Origin of the sequence: Sphingobacterium multivorum, from assembly GCF_900457465.1 — a bacterium.
Taxonomy (GTDB): Bacteria; Bacteroidota; Bacteroidia; order Sphingobacteriales; family Sphingobacteriaceae; genus Sphingobacterium; species Sphingobacterium multivorum.
Window position 1 is genome coordinate 2,108,276 of record NZ_UAUU01000011.1, and the last position, 19,585, is coordinate 2,127,860.

Sequence of the window (19,585 nt, forward strand, 5' to 3'; positions counted from 1 at the left end):
AATTAATGGTATTATTTTCCTTGAGGAGCGCCTTTTGCAGCCTGTTGGGCAGCGACAGCAGCGTCAACTACTTTAACTCCATTTTGGACATTCATGGCACCATCGACAACGATTTTCTCACCATCTTTAACACCTTCTTTGATCACAATTTTGTCACCGGCTTTAATACCTAATTTTACTTGGCGAATTTCAGCTTTACTGCTATCATTTACGGTATAGAGGTTAAATACGCCAAGCTGTTCGAAAACGGCTTTGTAAGGAACCACAACTTCTTCCGTAGCTGAGGTTGTCGATACATTCATCGTAATATTCATACCGGCCCGCAATTCGTTGGCATTGTTGGGGAAAGTAGCGCGCACTTTGATCGTCCCGGTTGCAGGGTCAACTGCGCGGTCGATGGTTGTGATTGTCCCTTTACCTTCATACGTACTTCCATTTGGCAATACAAGAGAAAGATCGGATGATGAATGGCTACTTTGCAGTTTGGTAAATTTGGTAATATCCTTTTCATTTACCTGAAATTCAACAGCTATTGGGCTAGTTGAAGACAAGGTATTCAATAGGGTCGTACCTGGATTGACCAAGGCGCCCAAACGTACCTGTGATATTCCTACGGTACCACTAAAAGGAGCCCGAATGGTCGAACGCGATAAGTTTGTATTCGCGGTGACCAAAGCTGCACGAGCAGACTCTACCTGTGCCTGCGAAGCGGCTACATTCGAAACTGCATTGTCAAATACCTGCTTCGCAATCGCATCTTTATCGGCTAATGTTTGGTAGCGCGCTAGATCTCTTTTTTGCCGGTCCAAATCCGTTTTTGCTACCTGTAAGCTTGCTTTAGCTTGTTGGACAGCCGCATTGTAGCGTGTTCCATCAATTTCATAAAGCGCTTGTCCTGCGGAAACTACTGCGCCGTCAGAAACATATATTTTGGTGATATAGCCGCTTACTTCCGCATATAGATCTGCTTCGTTCAACGGTTTGACTGTTGCTGGATAGCTGATTGTACCTGTAACAATCTCATGTGATGCTACGCCAAAGCTGACAGGAACAACTTTTTCAGCCTGAGCCTGTGCTGCACCTTGCTTTTTTGCATCCTTATTTCCACAAGAGGTCCATACTAATGCCGTCCCAAGGAAGAAAGCGAATAATAATTGTCTTTTATTCATGATTTGTATTAGTTTCCGTTTATTGATTAATTTGTGTGGATTGCCCCAACTGCTTTCTGAACATCTAATTTACTTGATAATAGTGCATAGAGGGAGTTCAAATAATTAAGTTGCGTTGTTTTGAGATCAGTTTCTGCTGTCATTAGATCGAGGTAAGTTTTGATACCTTCGTCATATTGAAGTTTGATGGTCTCGTATACTTCTTTGGAGAGTTCCACATTTTCTTTAGCTGTTTTCCAATCATTTAAGTTAGCATTATAGGTTGCTCTTGCCAGCGAATACTCTGTGTTAATGCTATTTTCTAAATTTTTGATGTCCCAGTCAATTCTTTCTTCCTGCAATCTGGACTTATTGATTTGTTTTTTACGTTTAAATCCGTCGAAAATTGAAAAAGAAACATTTAGGCCGGCAACTGAACCCGGGAAATTATCGGAGTAAAGTTTACTAAATTTATCATTTCGATAGTTGAAAGCGTAATTATAAAAAGCACTTACACTTGGTAAATATGTCCATTTATAGTATTGCGTGCTCAACTGCTGGATTTTTTTGGATGTTTCCAATTGTTGGAATTCAATTCGATTAGAGACATTTATTCCAGCAGTTGTGTCTAACAAAATTTCTGATTCCATATTGCTATTGTCAAAGGATAGCGTCAAATTTTTGCTTTTATCCAAAGCTAGCAATTGTTTGAGGTATTCGTATTTATATTTGCGAAGCTCAACCGTTCTTTTCTCGTCTGCATTCGAATTTGCCAAAGCAATTTGTGCTCGCTTATAGTCGGTCTTATCGACTAAGCCCACATCGTATTGAGACTTTGCATCTTTCAATTGTTTTTGGAGGCGAGCGATATTTTCTCGTACAATCTTGATCTGCTCTTCCGAAGTTAGGATATCATAATAGGCTTTGCTGACCTCTACAACAGCGGTGATCTTTTTGTTCTCCGTATTTTGTTTATTGCCAAGACGTACCAATTCTGCCGCTTTCTTCGCCTGCATTAGCTCTGGATTTAGGATCTGTTGATCTGCTTGAAGCGTTAATGCACTTGCATTGTTCTGCCCCATTTTGATATTATTTCCGCCAATATTTGCTAATGGAACAATGACATTATAATTATAACTTCCTTTTAGACCCAATTGTGGATACCAACCTGAAAGAGAGATGTCAATATCCTTTTCACCGATGGTCTCGTCCAATTGCGCTTGTTTTACAGCGATTTGATTACGTAAGGCGTAATCAATCAGCTGCTGAAGTGTTGCATTTGCCGGCAAGTTTTCAGATTGCTGTTGTGCAAATCCTGTATTACTCAAAAGCGATAGGGCCGCCAAGGAATAAACGATTCTATTAAACTTCATATATGTAATTAATTATTTTTTTCTCTATTAATAGCTCCATCCCAAATAATCCCAATTAAATCTTCTACATTCTGTTCAGAGAATTTGAGATCTTTAAATTTGATACTGTGAACAGTCGATAAGGCTACACCGATATAACTGGCCACCAAAAGATGGACGTCTACCTGTTTCAATATTTTTCGGTCAATGCCTTCTTGTAAAAAATCAACAACTTTATTTTGTCCACCTACAGGTTCTTGTATCTCAGCTTTGTTTTTCTCGTAATAAGGAGACGAAAAAAACTGTTCAAAAAAACTGAAGATATGCCCATTTTCTAAATAAAACTTGACAAAGTTGCGCCAGATATGAATAAAGGAATCTTTATAATCGAAATCATCTTTTATACCATCAAAAATGTAATCATTCAGTAATGTTCTACAATGTTTGAACAGTGCAAAGATTAGGTCATCTTTTGATGGAAAATAATGGTAGATAGTTCCTATTGCTACATCAGAATCTTGTGCGATTTTGCTCATCGGCGTTCCATGGAAGCCGTTTGTTTGTATAAGTTTTAGTGTGCTGGCAAGTACTGCCGCAATTTTTTCATTGGAATTCATCAATCGAACGTTCATTCGGTTGCAAAATTAACGATTAATTTGGATCCAAAATGTCAGAATATTGTTATAAATCAATAAATATAAAACGATTTGAACCAATAATACAATAAGGAAAAAAAGGTGAAATTGTTTTCAACTTTTTATTTTTTTTGATGGGCGGGGGGGATGTAGTGCCAAGAGTGCCAGGGTTGTAGCTTGATTGTCGCTTGCAGATTGGCCCGAAGATCTTTCTTAGAGGAGGTGGATCGGTTGCATAGAAAAAAAAGCGTTGGCTTATAAAACCAACGCTTTTTTCTATTTACAATTTTTTAAATTTTTCTCCACTTCTTCCAGAGGATATAGATTCTTTCCTTTATTGATCTTGGTATTGATGTATGTTAATACATAAGCGATATCAATTGCAGAAAGATTTGAAGCGGGCATGGTATTATTAAACTTTTTGCCTGCTACTTCAAGCTCTCCTGAAGTTCCGTTCTTGATAATGCAAGCGAGATCTTGACGATGGGTTTGCAGAAAGGTGGTATCGGTTAGGGGAGGATAGAGATTTCCCAATCCTTCGCCTTTCTCTCCATGACAATTTTGACAATGTGTTCGGTATACCTTTTGACCATTAACCGCATATTGTGCCGTTTTGATATCAACTTCCTGCTGACAACCAATCAAGATCGATAAAATAACCCCGATCGTTATACTTGTTGTTAAGAGAATGCGCATGTTATTTTTTAGCCCCACTCAAGAGTAAAGGTAAATCGTTCATCAATTTTTTTACCTGCTCATCGTTTGTGCCGTCGTAGGCACCCCGAATTCTTTTATCCTTATCTATTAAGACAAGGTATCCTTGATGATCGTAACCTCCAGGTGCATTTTTATCTTCAGCGGTATAAACCAGGTATTGATTGGCTAGACCATATATTTCTGCTTTAGTCCCCGAAACAAATTGCCAGTGATTATTGATTACACCCAATTTATTGGCATAATCTTTCAGTACATAGGGTTGATCGTATTTAAAGTCTATACTATGGGACAGGAAACGAACTTCTTCATTATCCTTGTATTGTTGGTATATCTTTAATAGGTTGCGATTCATCGTCGGACAGATACTTGGACAATGGGTAAAGAAGAAGTTGGCGATATATACTTTGCCCTCAAAATCTTTGTCTGAAATCATTGTACTATCCTGATTGAGCAGTTTAAAAGGCGGAATAGTATGATAGACTGTATCTACGATTTGTTTTCCATCAACTGTTTTTTCTACAGCTTCTCTTTCGCCATAGATGGGTAAGCTTGTCTGGCTATTGTTTTTACAGGAAAATAAACCGAGTAAAAGACCAGTTGCGCAGTAAAATTTAGTTATGGATCTCATGTATTTAATAGTTTTGTTTGTTAAAGCTTGATTCCATCTTTACACGAACAACTTAATGTTAACCTAAAGAGGGGCGGACTGTGTTATTTGAATTTTTGGATTTAAAAATTCTTTAATTTGTCTTGGCTTTCTTTAGCAACATTATCAAATATTTTTTTCATATCACTTACTTTTTGAAGCTCTGTTTCAAAATATTTAACATCTGTTGAATCTGGGTTATATCCTTTCATCCAGTCCATCATATGGTCTGTAGCACTTTCTAAATTAGCTTTCAATGTGCTTAGCTCTTTTTTTGTTAAATTGGTGTCTAAATCAGCCTTAGTTGTCTTTAGGTTTTTTAAATTTGCCAAAATAGAATCTATCTTAACAACATCGCGGTCGAAATGAGCGATTTGAGGCATAATTTCATCATGTATCTTAATAGTTGAATCTTGCAGGGCTTTTACACCTGTTGCACCATTTCCCTGGGTTCCACATGCTGCTACTGCCAAGGATGCGATAGCTACAAACGCGATTTTATTCATGTTTTATGTTTTTTGGTAATTGGACAAATATATTAATTTCTTATGGCTCAATATTTCGATTTCTGGAAGGGAATGTAAAATTCAAGTCACGAATATAGGTTTCACAACGTACCGTGGCACAGAGGTCACCAGACTTATCTTTAATTTCCAGGGTAAAATCCTTTACTACTTTGCCTTTTGTGCGGATAATATGGGCACATTCTTCAAGGATTTCCTCTGAGAGTTGCACAGAATATTCCACGCTGGTTTTGCCGGGTTTCTTAAAGGTGATCTGTGATGATTTTAACCAAGCAACGGTTTTCTTAAAGCCAATTTTTTGAAGGTATTGGTCGATTAGGATAGGGAAGATGGGGTCTGCTGCAGAAAAGATTGTTCCACCAAAGAGTGTTTTGTTGGTATTGATGTTGAATGGTGTTTTATATATTTTTACTTTGGCACCTTGGAAGCCAGGACTAATTTTTTTTACCCAGATTCCTTGAAATAGAAAGGGCGGGTAAATACGTAATAGCCATGTTAAGGCAAGTGGACTATATCTCATGATGCAAAAATAAAACAATGTGTCGGATTATTTTTCGAAATCTTGGTTTTATAGCTTCACTATGGTATTTTTACAGATCAAAAAACCTAAAATGTCAACAATAAAAGAAAAACAACCCAATAAAAAAGTGTGGTTACTGGTTATGATTGCGTCACTGGGCTATTTCGTCGATATCTACGATTTGATTATTTTCTCCATCGTCCGTATTCAGTCCTTCACTGATATTGGCGTCCCTGCGGAAGAGATGCGGGTAAAAGGTGAATTTGTGCTCAATATGCAAATGGGCGGTTTGCTGTTGGGTGGAATTCTTTGGGGGATTATAGGGGATAAATTTGGACGTTTAAAAGTGCTTTTTGGATCGATTCTTTTATACTCTGTAGCGAATATTGCAAATGGTTTTGTACATGATGTGCTTATGTATGGTATTATTCGTTTTATAGCGGGCGTTGGTTTGGCTGGAGAACTGGGGGCGGGAATTACCCTGGTTTCTGAAAGTATGCATAAATCAAAACGCGGTTATGGGACCATGTTGGTTGCCGGTGTCGGTGTTTTAGGCGCTATATTGGCCTATTTTGTCTCGGAAGAATTTGACTGGCGGACGGCCTACTTTGTCGGTGGTGGAATGGGCTTACTGTTGCTATTGTTGCGCATTGGCTCTTTTGAATCAGGATTATTTAAGGAGCAAGATAAATCGGGTGTTGTGAAAGGGGATATTCGCATGCTTTTCACAAATAAAAGCCGCTTAAAACGGTATGTCAACTGTCTATGCATTGGTCTTCCAATCTGGTTTGTTGTCGGTGTTTTGGTTACTCAAGCTCCGGAGATCGGCAAGGCCTTGGGGGCTGCAGGTACACTGAGTGCTGGTCAAGGGGTGATGTTTACCTATATCGGTATTTCTATCGGGGATGTACTGGCAGGAATATTCGCACAGATTTTAAAATCCCGCAAAAAAGTGGTGTTTATATGTCAATTAATTATCATTGGAAGCTCACTATGGTATTTATTGAGTGATGGTATTACAGCGACGAAGTTTTTAAGCCTTGCCTTTATAATAGGCTTAGGAGTAGGGTATTGGGCAACCTTTGTGACTATCTCAGCGGAACAATTTGGTACAAATCTTAGAGCAACTGTCGCAACGACGGCCCCCAATTTTGTACGGGGTGCACTCATTCCGTCAACAATGCTATATGGACTTCTAGTAAATGCATTTGGAATTGTGACAGCAGCAATTACAATGGTTGTCGTTCTTTCGGGTATAGCAATTTATTCGTTGAGCCAGTTAGAAGAAAGCTTTGATAAAGATTTAGACTACCTGGAAGAGTAGTCAATAAATAGCTATTTTTTTCGTCCCGGACATTTTTTACAGCGTTTGCCTTCTTTATATTTTTTGCAACACTTTTTAAAGCAGGCACAAGAAAAGTCAGAAAAAGGGTTCATAGCCGTATTCCGAAACTGAAACAACCCAGCTTTATTTTCTGACTCATCGATCTCCAACACAGATTCAATAACTTCGTTCATAATACAAAGTTACAATTTGTTTAAAACAATTCTAAATAATAGAATTGTTTTTACATTTTTTTGATCAGATTTTCAATTGTTTTAGGGAAGTACTGATGTTCGAGTTGCTGTCCTTTAAATTTAATAATGTCTAAAGTATCGTTGGGATCCACTTTGAATCGTGCTTGGTATATAATTTCCCCCTCGTCGAAATGTTCATTTGCGAAATGGATCGTAATGCCATGTTCCTCTTCCTTATTGGCCAAAACGGCTTTATGTACATGGTCACCATACATACCTTTGCCACCGTATTTTGGTAGGAGAGCAGGATGTATATTTATAATTTGATTTGGAAATGCTTTCAGCAGGTTATTTGGAACGAGCCAAAGAAAACCCGCCAAAACAATCAGATCAATATTTAAGTTTTTAAGAATATTGACAACGTTGTCGGTTTTGTAAAATTCGTCACGATCAAATATATGTGCAGGTATTTCAAAATTGTCGGCTCGTTGAATAACGTAAGCATCAGGGTTATTGGATAAAATCAAGGCAACCTCAGCTTCATCTGAATACTTGAAATGTTCCATTATTTTTTGAGCATTGGACCCTGAACCTGAAGCAAAAATAGCAATTCGTTTTTTCACGATTAATAAGTATTAATAGATTTGATCGATTTAAAAATTAGCCCAAACTTACGGATTTTTTGTAAAAAAACTAAAATAATAGTTGACTGAAGCGCATTTTTAAGTATTATTGATTAAAATTAATTGAATAGTCACTGTTGGTTTAAATTTCTTTAACATGAGGTTCCTTTGTTCCCTATTTTTTGTAAGTGTATTTTTCTTATTTAAACCTGTTTTTGCACAGGCGCCCAAAACACTTCCATCGTTTACTTTTGAGGAGGTCTATCAGGCCAGCAAGTTTAATTCGGACAGGCTTCCAAAATCGGGCTATATTGTGTTGGATTTTTACGACCCGGGTTGTGGCCATTGCCAGAAAATGGGGGCTGGTATCGCACGCAATTTGTCCAAATTCAAGAATATATCCTTCTATTTTATCTCCATGAATGATAAGCCTTATGTCGATGGATTTATTAATATGCATGCGAAGGCATTGAAAAGTGCCCCAAATGTCAAATTCTTGTTTGATGCTGGAACTCAATTTATTGAAAAATTTAAGCCAAGCAATTACCCATCGCTCTATATCTATGATGCAAAAACCAAAGTATTGGTACAGCATTTGGACGGCGAAGACGATGTAAACAAGTTGTTAAAAGCTTTAGGTATTACAGGTTAAATGTTTAAAAATTAACAATAAAAAAAAACGTCCGACAGTACTGTCGGACGTTCTTTTTTTATTGTTCTTGTTTATTGATGAACACAAATTTACCGTCGAATACATCCAGACGAATAATCGAATCGCGATTTACTTTTCCGGATAAAATTTCCTTTGACAGTTCATTTAAAATTCGTTTTTGAATAACACGTTTTAGTGGCCTAGCCCCATAAATTGGGTCATAACCAAGCTGTGCCAACCAATCCATTGCTTCATCAGAAGCCGTAATGAATATATTTTGTTCGGCCAGCTGTTTCTGAACATGTGCAAATTGTAAACGAACAATATCTCCAATTTCGTCTCGACTTAATGGCGTAAACATAATCACTTCATCGATACGGTTCAAAAACTCGGGGCGAATCGACTGTTTTAAAAGATCGAAGACCTCATTGCGTGTTTTGGCGATAATTTCATCCCTATTATCATCGGTCAGATGACTGAAATTCTCCTGTATAATGGTTGACCCCGTATTGGAGGTCATGATGATAATGGTGTTTTTGAAGTTTACCGTACGACCTTTGTTGTCTGTAAGATGGCCATCATCCAATACCTGCAATAGGATATTGAATACATCGGGATGAGCTTTTTCAATTTCATCTAACAAAACAACAGAATAGGGTCTTCTTCGGACTGCTTCAGTCAACTGTCCGCCTTCATCATAGCCGACATATCCTGGAGGCGCTCCGATTAAACGAGACACGGCGTGTCGTTCTTGATATTCCGACATATCAATACGAACCATGGATTGTTCGTCGTCAAATAAGAACTCGGCAAGTGCTTTTGCAAGTTCGGTTTTTCCGACTCCGGTAGTCCCCAAAAATATGAACGATCCTATTGGCCGTTTCGCATCATTTAATCCAGCACGTGATCGACGAATGGCATCGGAAATAGCTTCTATTGCTTCATCCTGACCGGCGACACGTTTATGAAGCTCTTCTTCTAGATTCAATAATTTTTCGCGTTCTGATTGAATCATTTTACTCACAGGTATGCCCGTCCATTTTGCAACAACATCAGCAATGTCTTCTGAAGTAACTTCTTCTTTGAGCATACGCTTACTTTCTTGTTTTTCGGCGAGTTCAGCCTTTAGTTTGTCCACTTTTTCTTGCGCTTCTTTAATTCGCCCATAACGAAGTTCTGCTACCTTTCCATAGTCTCCGGAACGTTCGGCCTGCTCAGCTTCGAGTTTGTAGTTTTCAATATTCTCAATCTCTTGATTGACATTGTCAACAAGACTCTTTTCTTCTTGCCACGATGCTCTCAGCGTATCTCTTTCTGCAGATAGATTAGCGATACTTTCCGATAGTTCTGCAACTTTTTTATCGTCATTTTCACGTTTCAAAGCTTCACGCTCAATTTCCAATTGCATGATACGACGTTCAAGCTCATCGACAGCTTCCGGTACAGAATCCATTTCAAGGCGCAATTTGGATGCTGCCTCATCAATTAAATCAATCGCTTTATCTGGTAGAAAACGATCGGCAATATAGCGCTGTGACAATTCCACGGCAGCAATGATAGACTCATCCAGAATGCGTACCTTATGGTGTGTTTCGTAGCGTTCTTTTAGGCCACGGAGAATGGAAATGGCATCTTGCGTGTCAGGTTCTTCAACCATAACTTTCTGGAACCTGCGCTCCAATGCTTTATCTTTCTCAAAGTATTTTTGGTATTCGTTTAAGGTTGTCGCTCCAATTGCACGTAGTTCACCTCTAGCTAACGCCGGTTTGAGGATATTAGCCGCATCCATTGCACCTTCACCACCTCCAGCACCCACCAATGTATGGATTTCGTCGATAAAGAGTATGATGTCTCCATTGGAATCGGTAACTTCTTTTACAACCGCTTTTAGACGTTCTTCAAATTCACCTTTATATTTAGCTCCGGCAACCAAAGCGCCCATATCTAAGGAAAATACAATCTTAGATTTTAAGTTTTCAGGTGCGTCGCCTTTAATAATTCTGTAAGCAATACCTTCCGCGATAGCCGTTTTACCAACCCCAGGCTCACCGACAAGTATCGGGTTGTTTTTGGTACGACGGGAGAGTATCTGCATCACACGTCGAATTTCCTCATCACGGCCAATCACAGGATCCAATTTTCCGGATTCGGCATATTCATTTAAATTTCGGGCATATTTTCCCAAAGCATTGTAGGTGGCCTCCGCATTTTGATCAGTTACCCGACTGTTTCCGCGCAATTCTTTTATGGCGGTCTTTAAGTCTTTTTCTGTAACGCCCTGTGACTTAAATAATGTTGAGGTTTTATCAGAAGTTGCCAGAATACCCAATAATAAATGCTCTACCGAGACAAATTCATCATTGAATTCTTTGAGATAGCCCTGTGCTTTCTGAAGTGCATTGTTGGCATCGCTACTTAAATAAATATTGCTGCCACTAACCTTCGGAAAACCTTCAATTTGTTTGTCAAGTTCAGTCCCGAGATAGCTGATGTTGACATTTAACTTTTTTAATAAGTGGCTGACAACATTTTCATCCACTGTGAGTAAAGCTTTTAAAATATGCGCTGTCTCAATAGCCTGTTGTTGATGACCAGCCGCAATTTCGGAAGCTTTTTGTATAGCCTCTTGGGCTTTAATTGTATAGTTGTTAAAATTCATTTTTATTCTCTTATTTAAAGTTTCGTTGATACATATTGGTTATAACAATTGAAGTGCCATTCGGGTTTTAAGCTATACTTCGGAAAAAATGGCAATAATTTTTATTGAATCATGACAAATTTTCAGTTGTCAAAAATAATGCGCTTGATTTTTAAATAATTGGCTTAGCAGGGTATAAAATTCTTGAAATCGACTTGCATTTTTGGTTTAAGCTTTCGATATTTGCAGCATCTTAAAACGGTCAGACGTTATAAGATTGAAAAGAAGTAACGCCTCTTTAGCTCAGCTGGTAGAGCAACTGACTTGTAATCAGTAGGTCATTGGTTCGATTCCGATAAGAGGCTCTTTTAAGCAACATGCATTAAACTTCTTTAAAAAGCCTCTTTAGCTCAGCTGGTAGAGCAACTGACTTGTAATCAGTAGGTCATTGGTTCGATTCCGATAAGAGGCTCTTTGAGCGACACTCATTAAAATTCATTTGAAAGCCTCTTTAGCTCAGCTGGTAGAGCAACTGACTTGTAATCAGTAGGTCATTGGTTCGATTCCGATAAGAGGCTCATAAAAAAGATCCCCAAGATTTCTTAGGGATCTTTTTTTTGTTTAGTCCAAACTAAGTTTTGCTGCTGTAGCGATTTTCTTTGGTATATCTGTGTTATCCATTTTCTGACTGAATTGCTCGGAGCCAACACCGATCGCATATACCGGTGCATAGGCGGCCGAATGGTTGTTAGAGGCCCAGCTTATTGATCCCATCCGATTTAAGATTGAAATACTCAGTGCGGCTATTTTGTCGTCGCTTGCGTAAAGGCTTTTTGCGGTTTCATTTTGGTGATCGACAAAGCTTTTTTGATAGGCAGCTTCTAAAGCACTACGATCAGTTTCATGGATTGTAATTTTGGAAAATAAACCAGTTTGAGCAGCAATGAGATTCTTGAGATCGTCCCATGTTGCATTTGGATTATTCTTACGAAGGTTGCCTATTGCGTTCGAAAGTTCTGCATGCGAGGTTTTTTGGTGGGACAAGAATTTTGTTTTCAGCGAAGAACTTCCATTACCGACACCTAATCCTCCTGTTTCATGGTCCGCTGTAACGACTATAAGTGTTTCATTTGGGAATTTTTTATAAAAATCATAGGCGAGTTGTACGGAGGCATTGAAATCCAATACTTCCTGAATCGTTGTAGCCGCATCATTTGCATGGCATGCCCAATCAATTTTTCCACCTTCAATCATTAAAAAGAAACCATTTGTATTGTTTTTATGCAGTGAAGTGATAGCTGCAGATGTGATATCTGCCAATTTTAAATCATTTGGCTTTTGGTCTATGGCATATTTAAGGGCATCTATAGGACTGCCATCTGAATTCATCAATATGATCTTATCTGATTTATTTGGTAGTTGTGCATAAGCATCTTTTCCTTTAAGCACTTTATAGCCGGCTTTTTCTAATATGGGGAAAAGCGATGGCGCCTTTTTATGATCAAATGTTGTTTCGGGTTTGAGAAAATTGGATCCGCCAAAAAAATCAAAATTGGAAGTGACAATTTCTTTACCGATTTCATAATACATGTCGCGGTCTGCTTGATGCGCATAAAATGAAGCCGGGGTAGCGTGGTCTATGCTGACGCTTGTAATAATACCGACTTTCTTTCCTTTTTGCTTTGCGGCATAAGCTATACTCTTATAGGGGACAGTTCCTGTACTATCCATACCGATAACGCCATTTTTGGTTTTTTTTCCAACGGCTAATGCGGTACCTCCAGCGCCTGAGTCCGTTACGCCATTGGAGAGTGAATGTGTGGAGGCAAATCCAACATGAGGAAATTGGGTAAACACAAGTGGGATGGGGTTATCTTTATGCTGTACTTCAGCTTGATGAATTTCGGTGAGATTAACCTGGTTGAGGCCCATGCCATCACCAATTAAATAAAAGATGTATTTTGCTTCTTGGCCAAAAGAGGGGAAAACATGTACAAAAACGAGGAGAAACAGAAATAAAACGTGTTTTTTCATTTGAATGGTTGTTATTTTAAAAAAACACAAATTACAGCCTTAGGATTAGCTTACTGTTAATTCAATATTATGAATTGTTTTTTTACTTGTTTCAACTGGTTTCTGCTGCTAGTTTCTGGATATCTTTCACGGTTACTGTATGGATACCTGTTTTGTAGTGATTGATCGCCTTTAACATTGCCATAGCAACTTGTCCTACTGAAAGAGGATCGTATGTTTTGAATAATCCTATTGTATTAAAGATACGAAGGGCAGCTATAGCTGTTTTTTCACCCAAGCGATCTGTATTTGGTCGGATTAGTCCTCCAGGCTGGAAAATAATAAGCCGATTGAAATCAAGTGCCTTAACATCCTGTTCAAGGCTTCCTTTCATGCGGTTATAAAAAATTTTTGATGCAGGATCCGCAAGAACAGCCGATAATAAGAGAAAGGTAGGAAAACCATTTTTTTTAGCCAATGCCGCAAATTGCAAATTAAGATCATGATCTATTTTCCATTGTGCATCTTTACTGCCTGCGTCTTTTAATGTGGTGCCAAGGCAGGAAATTGCGACATTGCCCTGTATCACTTGCTCAAAATCCGTTAGATTTTCGAAATCTACGATAACCTGTTTCAATTTAATGTGCTCCTCAAATGAGACACGTCTTAAAAGCACTACGATTTCCGTAATTTCCTTAGATTTTAACATCAATTGAACGAGCGCCCTTCCTGTAGCGCCAGAACCGCCTATTAAAACTACCTTCATTATTTCCTTACTTCTTTTCTTTACTAATTATCTTGTATTAATTGCTTTACTGAGCGTTATTTGCCGAGATGATTGAGCATGCAATTAATCTTTATAATTAGGCTTGCCAGGAGTAAAGCGAACAATAGATTGATCCAATCGGAGGGTGTCTGCGACGGTAATCAAGTCTTCTTCGACGATAAAATTTTGATCAATAGCGGTTTTTATTGTCGTAAAATCCTCTTGATCGGCGTCCTGAAAATAGAGGAGGGATTGAATAGTAGATACAGCTACCAGTTCGAGTAATTCGTCTTCACCTTCGTATCCAACGTAGAAAAAATCTGCCATAACAATGATATTTGATGTTATACGAATATACTTTTTTTCTTTTTAAAATTTGTCAATTAGCGCGAGAACTTATTGAATTGTGATAAAGGCTATGTCAAAAAGTTGTTGAAATTTGAGTTTCTTTTAGACAGATGTGGGTAGCCATCGTAAAATACATTATATTTGATATAGTCATTTTAAAGATAATTAACAATAAGTTTTGATAACGATGGATAAAGAGCAGATACAAAATTGGTTGGACAATGGATATGACATACTTCATCATGGAAGACCTGTGAAAGTTGAAGGTGATTTGTGGGATTATATCGATGGATTGGGAAGTTATGAAAATGTGTATGTTTTGCGCGAATTGATCTATTGGACGGAAGAAGAGTTGGCAAATATCGGTAAATAACGTGGAGACCCTGAAAAATCATATTCAGGATCCCGTCGGTTGTTGCCTTGTACTAGAATATAATATTTCGCTTGAAGGCACAGCCTAATTCAATAAGGGAATCTGTTTTTGCAATTCCTGGAATGCTATCGATTTTTTCATAAAGCAATTGTCGCATATGTTCGTGGTTCTTAGCAATAATTTTTACATATAGCGTGTAATTGCCCGTAATGTAATAGCATTCTGTAACTTCTGGTATTTTCTTAAGTTCTTCAATAATTCGGCTCGAGTCATGATCTTTTTCTAAACTTAGCCCTGTAAAAGCACCCCAATCATAGCCTAGCTTTTTTTCATTTAATACAGGCTTTATACCCGCTAGTATTCCTTGTTCCGTCAATCGGTTGATTCGTTGATGGATCATCGTATTGGATACGCCCATAGCTGTTGCTATTGCAGAGAAGGCCATCCGTCCATCTTCGTCTAAATATTTTAAAATCTGTAGATCAAAGTCATCGATATTATTCATTGTAGAAAGCGGTTTAAAAGTTAATTTTAATATTTCTACGCTAATTTAGTGTTAAATTTTATTTTTCAGTCAATAAAAAAGTAAATATTGTATATTTGTTGTTATTAGAAAAAACTGAATTATGAGTACAGTAGCTAAACAAGGTAAGGGCGAGATGTTCATTGCCAAAGAAGAAAAATATGGAGCGCACAATTATCATCCTCTTCCGGTCGTCTTGGAACGAGCTGAAGGAGTTATGGTGTGGGATGTTGATGGAAAGTCTTATTTTGATTTCTTATCTGCATATTCAGCTGTCAATCAAGGACACTGCCATCCACGAATTGTACACGCTTTAAAAGAGCAAGCCGAGAAATTAACATTAACATCCAGGGCATTTTATAATAATAAACTGGGTGATTTTGAAGAAATGCTTTGTCATCTTTTTGGATTTGATAAGGCTTTGGTGATGAATTCGGGCGTTGAAGCTGTGGAAACAGCAATGAAGCTTTGTCGTAAATGGGCCTATCAGGTGAAAGGTGTAGCAGCCAATCAAGCGAAAATTGTCTTTGCCAAGGACAATTTCCATGGTAGGACAATCTCTGTGATATCGGCATCCAATGATCGTACTGCAACACATCAATTTGGTCCCTTTTTAGATGGCATAGTACTCGTTCCCTATAATGATGTTGATGCACTAGAACAGTTATTCAAAGCAGATGAAAATATCGCCGGTTTTATCGTTGAGCCAATTCAGGGCGAAGCGGGTATTGTTGTTCCTGATGAGAATTATCTGATGCACGTGAGACAATTATGTACAAAATACAATGTATTGTTTATTGCAGACGAAATCCAAACCGGTATTGCTCGGACGGGAAGTATGTTGGCATCCTATGCTATTGATGATGCGCAGAGTCAAAGCAAACCAGATGTTCTGATTTTAGGGAAAGCTTTATCGGGCGGTGTATTGCCGGTATCGGCAGTGTTGGCAAATGATTCCATTATGTTGTGTATTAAACCGGGCGAACATGGTTCGACTTATGGTGGGAACCCATTGGCCTGTGCAGTGGCTATGGAAGCGTTAAATGTTGTGCGGGATGAAAATTTGACGGAACGGGCGTTTCAGATGGGAGCCTTGTTTTTGGATGGATTGCGTCAGATTGCTGCTAAGTGCACGTTAATTACAGAAGTGCGAGGAAAGGGGCTATTGACTGCCATTGTAATTGATGCGGATGAAGAAAGTGATTTGGCCTGGAATATCTGTCTCAAATTTAAAGAAAATGGACTTTTAGCGAAGCCTACACATGGTAACAAAATTCGATTGGCTCCGCCGCTGGTTATTACAAAAGAGCAAGTCGAGACTTGCTTAGGGATCATTGAGCGATCGTTGACTAATTGGAAATAGTGTATGGAGAAAATGATTGAATTGATCAAAAACAGATCGGATATAGGAGCAGGGACTAGGGGTTCAGATCTGGGCATCGACGCCATCGAGATAGCTGCAATTAATAAAGGAAGTCAATATTTCATTAACTATCCATTTGTTGATGTGCCGACTCGAAATAGCTCCATTTATCAGAATGATAATCATCCTTTTGCGAAACATATTCAGCAGATTTATGAACAATGCAAACAAGTAGCTTCTACCGTTGAAGATAGCTTATCTTCCGGCAATTTTCCATTGGTGTTTTCAGGGGATCATTCCTCCGCAATGGGGACGATTAGTGGTATAAAGTCCGCTTATCCTGATAAACAACTCGGTGTGATCTGGGTAGATGCGCATGCCGATATTCATTCTCCGCACACAACACCTTCTGGTAATATGCATGGAATGCCTTTAGCGGCGATGTTGAATGAGGATAATATCCCATGTAAAATCAATGAAATAGACGAATCGACACAAGAATTTTGGAATAAACTAAAACGAATAGCTGGCCCAGTAGGTAAAATACTATCCAATCATTTGATTTATTTTGGTGTAAGGGATACGGAAGAACCGGAAGATCAGGTCATTGAACGACTTGGCATTAAGAACTATCGTGTGGAAGATACCAGACAGCGGGGAATAACCGATTGTGTGGCTGAAGCATTGAAAATCCTAGAAGCATGTGATATGGTTTATATCTCTTTTGATGTGGATAGCATGGATAGTGAATTGATCTCGGATGGCACGGGAACACCAGTACCGAAGGGGTTTTTGCCAAGGGAGATTGTGTTGATTTTAGAAGAGATCATCCGATCTGGTAAGGTAATTTGTTTTGAAATTGTTGAAGTTAATCCGTTATTGGACAATAAAGGTAATAAAATGGCAGAGGTGGCATTTGATATATTAGAACGGATCACTCCGCTCATTGAATTGAAATCGAGTAATTAACCGGTTTTGGGATTGTCTATTTTCAAGCCCTTTTATTGATGTGTATCGTCAATAAAAGGGCTTTTTTAATAGTATATCGTTGAGCTTGGTGGATAAAAATAAGTCAGGCTTCCTTATGTTAAAACTCGTATTACTCTATGTGATTTAATATTGTGTTAACATGTTTCATGTACATTTGCAATTCGATTATTTACATGAAATATGAGGATTTCTGATAAAATTATTTTGTTTCTACTTTTTTTTATACAGCTTTTTTTGTGGCAGCCAGGTACTGCGCAGGTTAAATCCTTTAAAGATATCAGGGCGTTAAGTCAAAACCATCCGGATTCTGCAATTATGCTCGTAAAAAAACGTTATGCAAAAGCTGTTACGGATAAAGACTTATTATTACAAGCCAATTGTTTACAGGCGATTGGATGGTTATGTGTTAATCAGGGGCATTATGGACAGGCGCAGGACTACTATTTTCAAGCTGATCGAATCTATACGCAATTAAATTCAAAACAGCATCTTGCTTCGAATTGGAGTGATATCGGGGAGCTTAATATTTTCAACAAACAACATGATCTAGCGAAAGTTTATTTTAACAAGGCGCTACATTCTTTCCGAACAGAAGGGGATAAAAATGGAGAGGCAGGTACATTAGGGAATATAGGTCATTTATTTGAAAAGGAAGCGAACTACGACTCCGCCTTTGTCTACCAGAATCTTGCTTTGTCCATTTATAGCAGTATTGGGAATAAAAATGGAGAAGCTAAGATCCATGAAAATTTAGGCAGTATTTATGAAGATCTTGCAAGATATGACAGCGCTTTTTTTCATTTTGAAAAAGCACGTACCCTCTATACGGAAACAAAAGACAATTATGGAAAAATTGTGGTCATAAATAATATGGGCGATATTTTTAGGAAGACCAATAAATATCCAGAAAGTATCAAACTCACGCAATTGGCTTATCAGATGGCGGAAAATTTGGGTGATGTGTATCAAATGGCTGCTACGACAAAAGATTTGAGTAGGACCTACGCCTTGCGCGAGCAGATGGATAGCGCCTATTTTTATGCAGAAAAGAGCCGTAAGTTGGTGCTTGAGCTTTATAGTGTGGATGGTGCTCGCCATACTGCTTTTTTTCAGGCACTCTACGATATGAATCAACAAGCCGAAGAGATCGAGAAATTACAAGTAACCAAAAGAATCAACTTAATCATGCTCTGGGGAACAATCGTAGTTTTAATTTTGTTAATTGTGTTATCCTATGTATTGCATAGTCGCCAGAAAATTAAGATTAAAAACCAGATCTCCGATTCCCGAAAACAGGAGGCCGAACGCGAGTTGACCGAAATTGCACTTAAAAACCAGTTGCTTGAAGATAAGCAGCTCAAACAAGAACTGTCGCTCAAGCAAAAGGAATTGACATCCCATACCTTAAATTTAATCCGTAACAATCAATTTTTGGAAGAACTTCGTGATGAACTGAAAGGTATGGTTAAGGACGAACGCCGGGATCAAAAACGACAGATGCAGAAGTTGGTGTTGCAGATCAATGAAAATATCACACAGGGTATTCATTGGAAAGAGTTTATGGGAACTTTCGAAAAGGTGCATCACAGCTTTTTTGAAAAACTTATTCAACGATTTCCAGATTTGACGGCAGCGGATATGCGGTTAATCGCATTGCTTAAAATAAATTTGAATAATATCGATATTGCCGTCTTATTGGGCATATCACAAGATAGCCTTCGTGTTGCCAGACATCGATTGCGAAAAAAACTAAGACTGGAACAAGGAGAGGACCTCGCGGGCTATCTTGTTGGGATTTCATAATTTTTTAACACAGGAGTAATAGAATGTTAATGGCGCTTAAATTGCATTTAAACTGCTGTTTATTAGTTGTTTAGTAGTGCTTGTTTCCTTACTGTATAGCCCACTTTCTACCTTGTTTCCTCATTGTAACGCTCGATATTTTGTGTGATTAAAGTTGGCTGCCATCTTTGCGACAACAATCAAAGATTCATAATAATCTAAGCAAAATGAAAAACTTTTTAACAGTATTACTTGCCTCCAGTATTTCGGTCAGCGCTGCTTATGCGACCAAAATCAAAGGTAAGGTATTGGATGGTCAGACTGGTGAAGCTATTGCTGGTGCAACAGTTTTCTTGGAACAAAGTGGGCTATCGACCAAAACACAATTGGATGGTTCGTTTGAATTCAAAGGATTATCTGCAGGTGTGGATAAGGTCCATATCAAGCATATGGC

At 38.3% G+C, this 19,585-nt stretch carries 20 protein-coding genes and 3 tRNA genes; 10 read left to right on the forward strand and 13 right to left on the reverse strand.

Annotated features, from left to right (window positions below; translation table 11 throughout):
• Positions 1–11 precede the first annotated feature (11 nt).
• The 7 genes from DTA23_RS26730 to DTA23_RS26760 all read right to left on the reverse strand — a co-directional run bounded on the left by DTA23_RS26730 (position 12) and on the right by DTA23_RS26760 (position 5,542).
• Positions 12–1,169 carry an efflux RND transporter periplasmic adaptor subunit gene (locus tag DTA23_RS26730; protein ID WP_112376498.1) on the reverse strand — a complete coding sequence of 386 codons (1,158 nt, stop codon included), beginning with the start codon at positions 1,167–1,169 and terminating at the stop codon, positions 12–14.
• A 26-nt stretch (positions 1,170–1,195) separates the two neighbouring features.
• Complete coding sequence (locus DTA23_RS26735; RefSeq protein WP_112376499.1) at positions 1,196–2,521, reverse strand: TolC family protein; 1,326 nt, start codon at positions 2,519–2,521, stop codon at positions 1,196–1,198.
• An 8-nt stretch (positions 2,522–2,529) separates the two neighbouring features.
• Complete coding sequence (locus DTA23_RS26740) at positions 2,530–3,117, reverse strand: TetR/AcrR family transcriptional regulator (protein WP_158638758.1); 588 nt, start codon at positions 3,115–3,117, stop codon at positions 2,530–2,532.
• Positions 3,118–3,411: 294 nt separating this feature from the next.
• Complete coding sequence (locus DTA23_RS26745) at positions 3,412–3,831, reverse strand: c-type cytochrome (protein ID WP_112376500.1); 420 nt, start codon at positions 3,829–3,831, stop codon at positions 3,412–3,414.
• 1 nt (position 3,832) lies between these two features.
• Positions 3,833–4,480, reverse strand: coding sequence for an SCO family protein (locus DTA23_RS26750; RefSeq protein ID WP_112376501.1), 648 nt, complete (start codon positions 4,478–4,480; stop codon positions 3,833–3,835).
• Positions 4,481–4,581: 101 nt separating this feature from the next.
• Entirely contained in the window at positions 4,582–5,004 is a 423-nt protein-coding gene (locus tag DTA23_RS26755) for a transposase (protein WP_112376502.1), read from the reverse strand.
• A gap of 40 nt (positions 5,005–5,044) precedes the next feature.
• Entirely contained in the window at positions 5,045–5,542 is a 498-nt protein-coding gene (locus DTA23_RS26760; RefSeq protein WP_070563819.1) for a PaaI family thioesterase, read from the reverse strand.
• Between the two features lie 91 nt (positions 5,543–5,633).
• Here DTA23_RS26760 and DTA23_RS26765 point away from each other — a divergent pair, with 91 nt between their 5' ends.
• On the forward strand, positions 5,634–6,866 hold the full coding sequence (locus DTA23_RS26765; RefSeq protein WP_112376617.1) for an MFS transporter: 1,233 nt from the start codon (positions 5,634–5,636) through the stop codon (positions 6,864–6,866).
• Between the two features lie 244 nt (positions 6,867–7,110).
• Here DTA23_RS26765 and purN read toward each other — a convergent pair whose 3' ends face one another.
• Complete coding sequence (purN, locus tag DTA23_RS26775; RefSeq protein ID WP_112376503.1) at positions 7,111–7,683, reverse strand: phosphoribosylglycinamide formyltransferase; 573 nt, start codon at positions 7,681–7,683, stop codon at positions 7,111–7,113.
• Positions 7,684–7,840: 157 nt separating this feature from the next.
• Between purN and DTA23_RS26780 the strand changes: the two genes are divergently transcribed.
• Positions 7,841–8,335, forward strand: coding sequence for a TlpA family protein disulfide reductase (locus tag DTA23_RS26780; RefSeq protein ID WP_112376504.1), 495 nt, complete (start codon positions 7,841–7,843; stop codon positions 8,333–8,335).
• A gap of 58 nt (positions 8,336–8,393) precedes the next feature.
• On the opposite strand, the gene clpB is transcribed toward DTA23_RS26780, so the two are convergent.
• Positions 8,394–10,994 (reverse strand): ATP-dependent chaperone ClpB, encoded by a 2,601-nt coding sequence (gene clpB / locus DTA23_RS26785; protein WP_112376505.1) that lies wholly within the window; start codon positions 10,992–10,994, stop codon positions 8,394–8,396.
• 271 nt (positions 10,995–11,265) lie between these two features.
• Between clpB and DTA23_RS26790 the strand changes: the two genes are divergently transcribed.
• The 3 genes from DTA23_RS26790 (at position 11,266) to DTA23_RS26800 (ending at position 11,551) form a co-directional block, all read left to right on the forward strand.
• Positions 11,266–11,338, forward strand: a tRNA-Thr gene (locus DTA23_RS26790).
• 34 nt (positions 11,339–11,372) lie between these two features.
• Positions 11,373–11,445, forward strand: a tRNA-Thr gene (locus DTA23_RS26795).
• A 33-nt stretch (positions 11,446–11,478) separates the two neighbouring features.
• Positions 11,479–11,551: transfer RNA gene (locus DTA23_RS26800), tRNA-Thr, on the forward strand.
• Positions 11,552–11,594: 43 nt separating this feature from the next.
• On the opposite strand, the gene DTA23_RS26805 is transcribed toward DTA23_RS26800, so the two are convergent.
• From DTA23_RS26805 to DTA23_RS26815, 3 genes are all read right to left on the reverse strand, one after another.
• Entirely contained in the window at positions 11,595–13,007 is a 1,413-nt protein-coding gene (locus tag DTA23_RS26805; protein WP_112376506.1) for an alkaline phosphatase, read from the reverse strand.
• A 91-nt stretch (positions 13,008–13,098) separates the two neighbouring features.
• Positions 13,099–13,752 carry an NAD(P)H-binding protein gene (locus DTA23_RS26810; protein ID WP_112376507.1) on the reverse strand — a complete coding sequence of 218 codons (654 nt, stop codon included), beginning with the start codon at positions 13,750–13,752 and terminating at the stop codon, positions 13,099–13,101.
• 84 nt (positions 13,753–13,836) lie between these two features.
• Complete coding sequence (locus DTA23_RS26815; protein ID WP_046673541.1) at positions 13,837–14,079, reverse strand: hypothetical protein; 243 nt, start codon at positions 14,077–14,079, stop codon at positions 13,837–13,839.
• A gap of 208 nt (positions 14,080–14,287) precedes the next feature.
• On the opposite strand from DTA23_RS26815, the gene DTA23_RS26820 reads away from it, so the two are divergent.
• Entirely contained in the window at positions 14,288–14,473 is a 186-nt protein-coding gene (locus DTA23_RS26820; RefSeq protein ID WP_046673540.1) for a hypothetical protein, read from the forward strand.
• 52 nt (positions 14,474–14,525) lie between these two features.
• Here DTA23_RS26820 and DTA23_RS26825 read toward each other — a convergent pair whose 3' ends face one another.
• The gene (locus tag DTA23_RS26825) at positions 14,526–14,978 is read right to left on the reverse strand and encodes an Lrp/AsnC family transcriptional regulator (RefSeq protein ID WP_112376508.1); all 453 of its coding nucleotides are present in this window, start codon (positions 14,976–14,978) and stop codon (positions 14,526–14,528) included.
• A gap of 121 nt (positions 14,979–15,099) precedes the next feature.
• On the opposite strand from DTA23_RS26825, the gene rocD reads away from it, so the two are divergent.
• The 4 genes from rocD to DTA23_RS26845 form a co-directional block, all read left to right on the forward strand.
• A complete protein-coding gene (gene rocD, locus DTA23_RS26830) occupies positions 15,100–16,359 on the forward strand; it encodes an ornithine--oxo-acid transaminase (RefSeq protein ID WP_112376509.1) in 1,260 nt (419 codons plus the stop codon).
• 3 nt (positions 16,360–16,362) lie between these two features.
• Complete coding sequence (locus tag DTA23_RS26835; protein WP_112376510.1) at positions 16,363–17,328, forward strand: arginase; 966 nt, start codon at positions 16,363–16,365, stop codon at positions 17,326–17,328.
• 255 nt (positions 17,329–17,583) lie between these two features.
• Positions 17,584–19,152 (forward strand): tetratricopeptide repeat protein, encoded by a 1,569-nt coding sequence (locus DTA23_RS26840; RefSeq protein ID WP_172462524.1) that lies wholly within the window; start codon positions 17,584–17,586, stop codon positions 19,150–19,152.
• Positions 19,153–19,358: 206 nt separating this feature from the next.
• Positions 19,359–19,585: carboxypeptidase-like regulatory domain-containing protein (locus DTA23_RS26845; protein ID WP_146753215.1), on the forward strand; the 227-nt coding region annotated here is incomplete at its 3' end.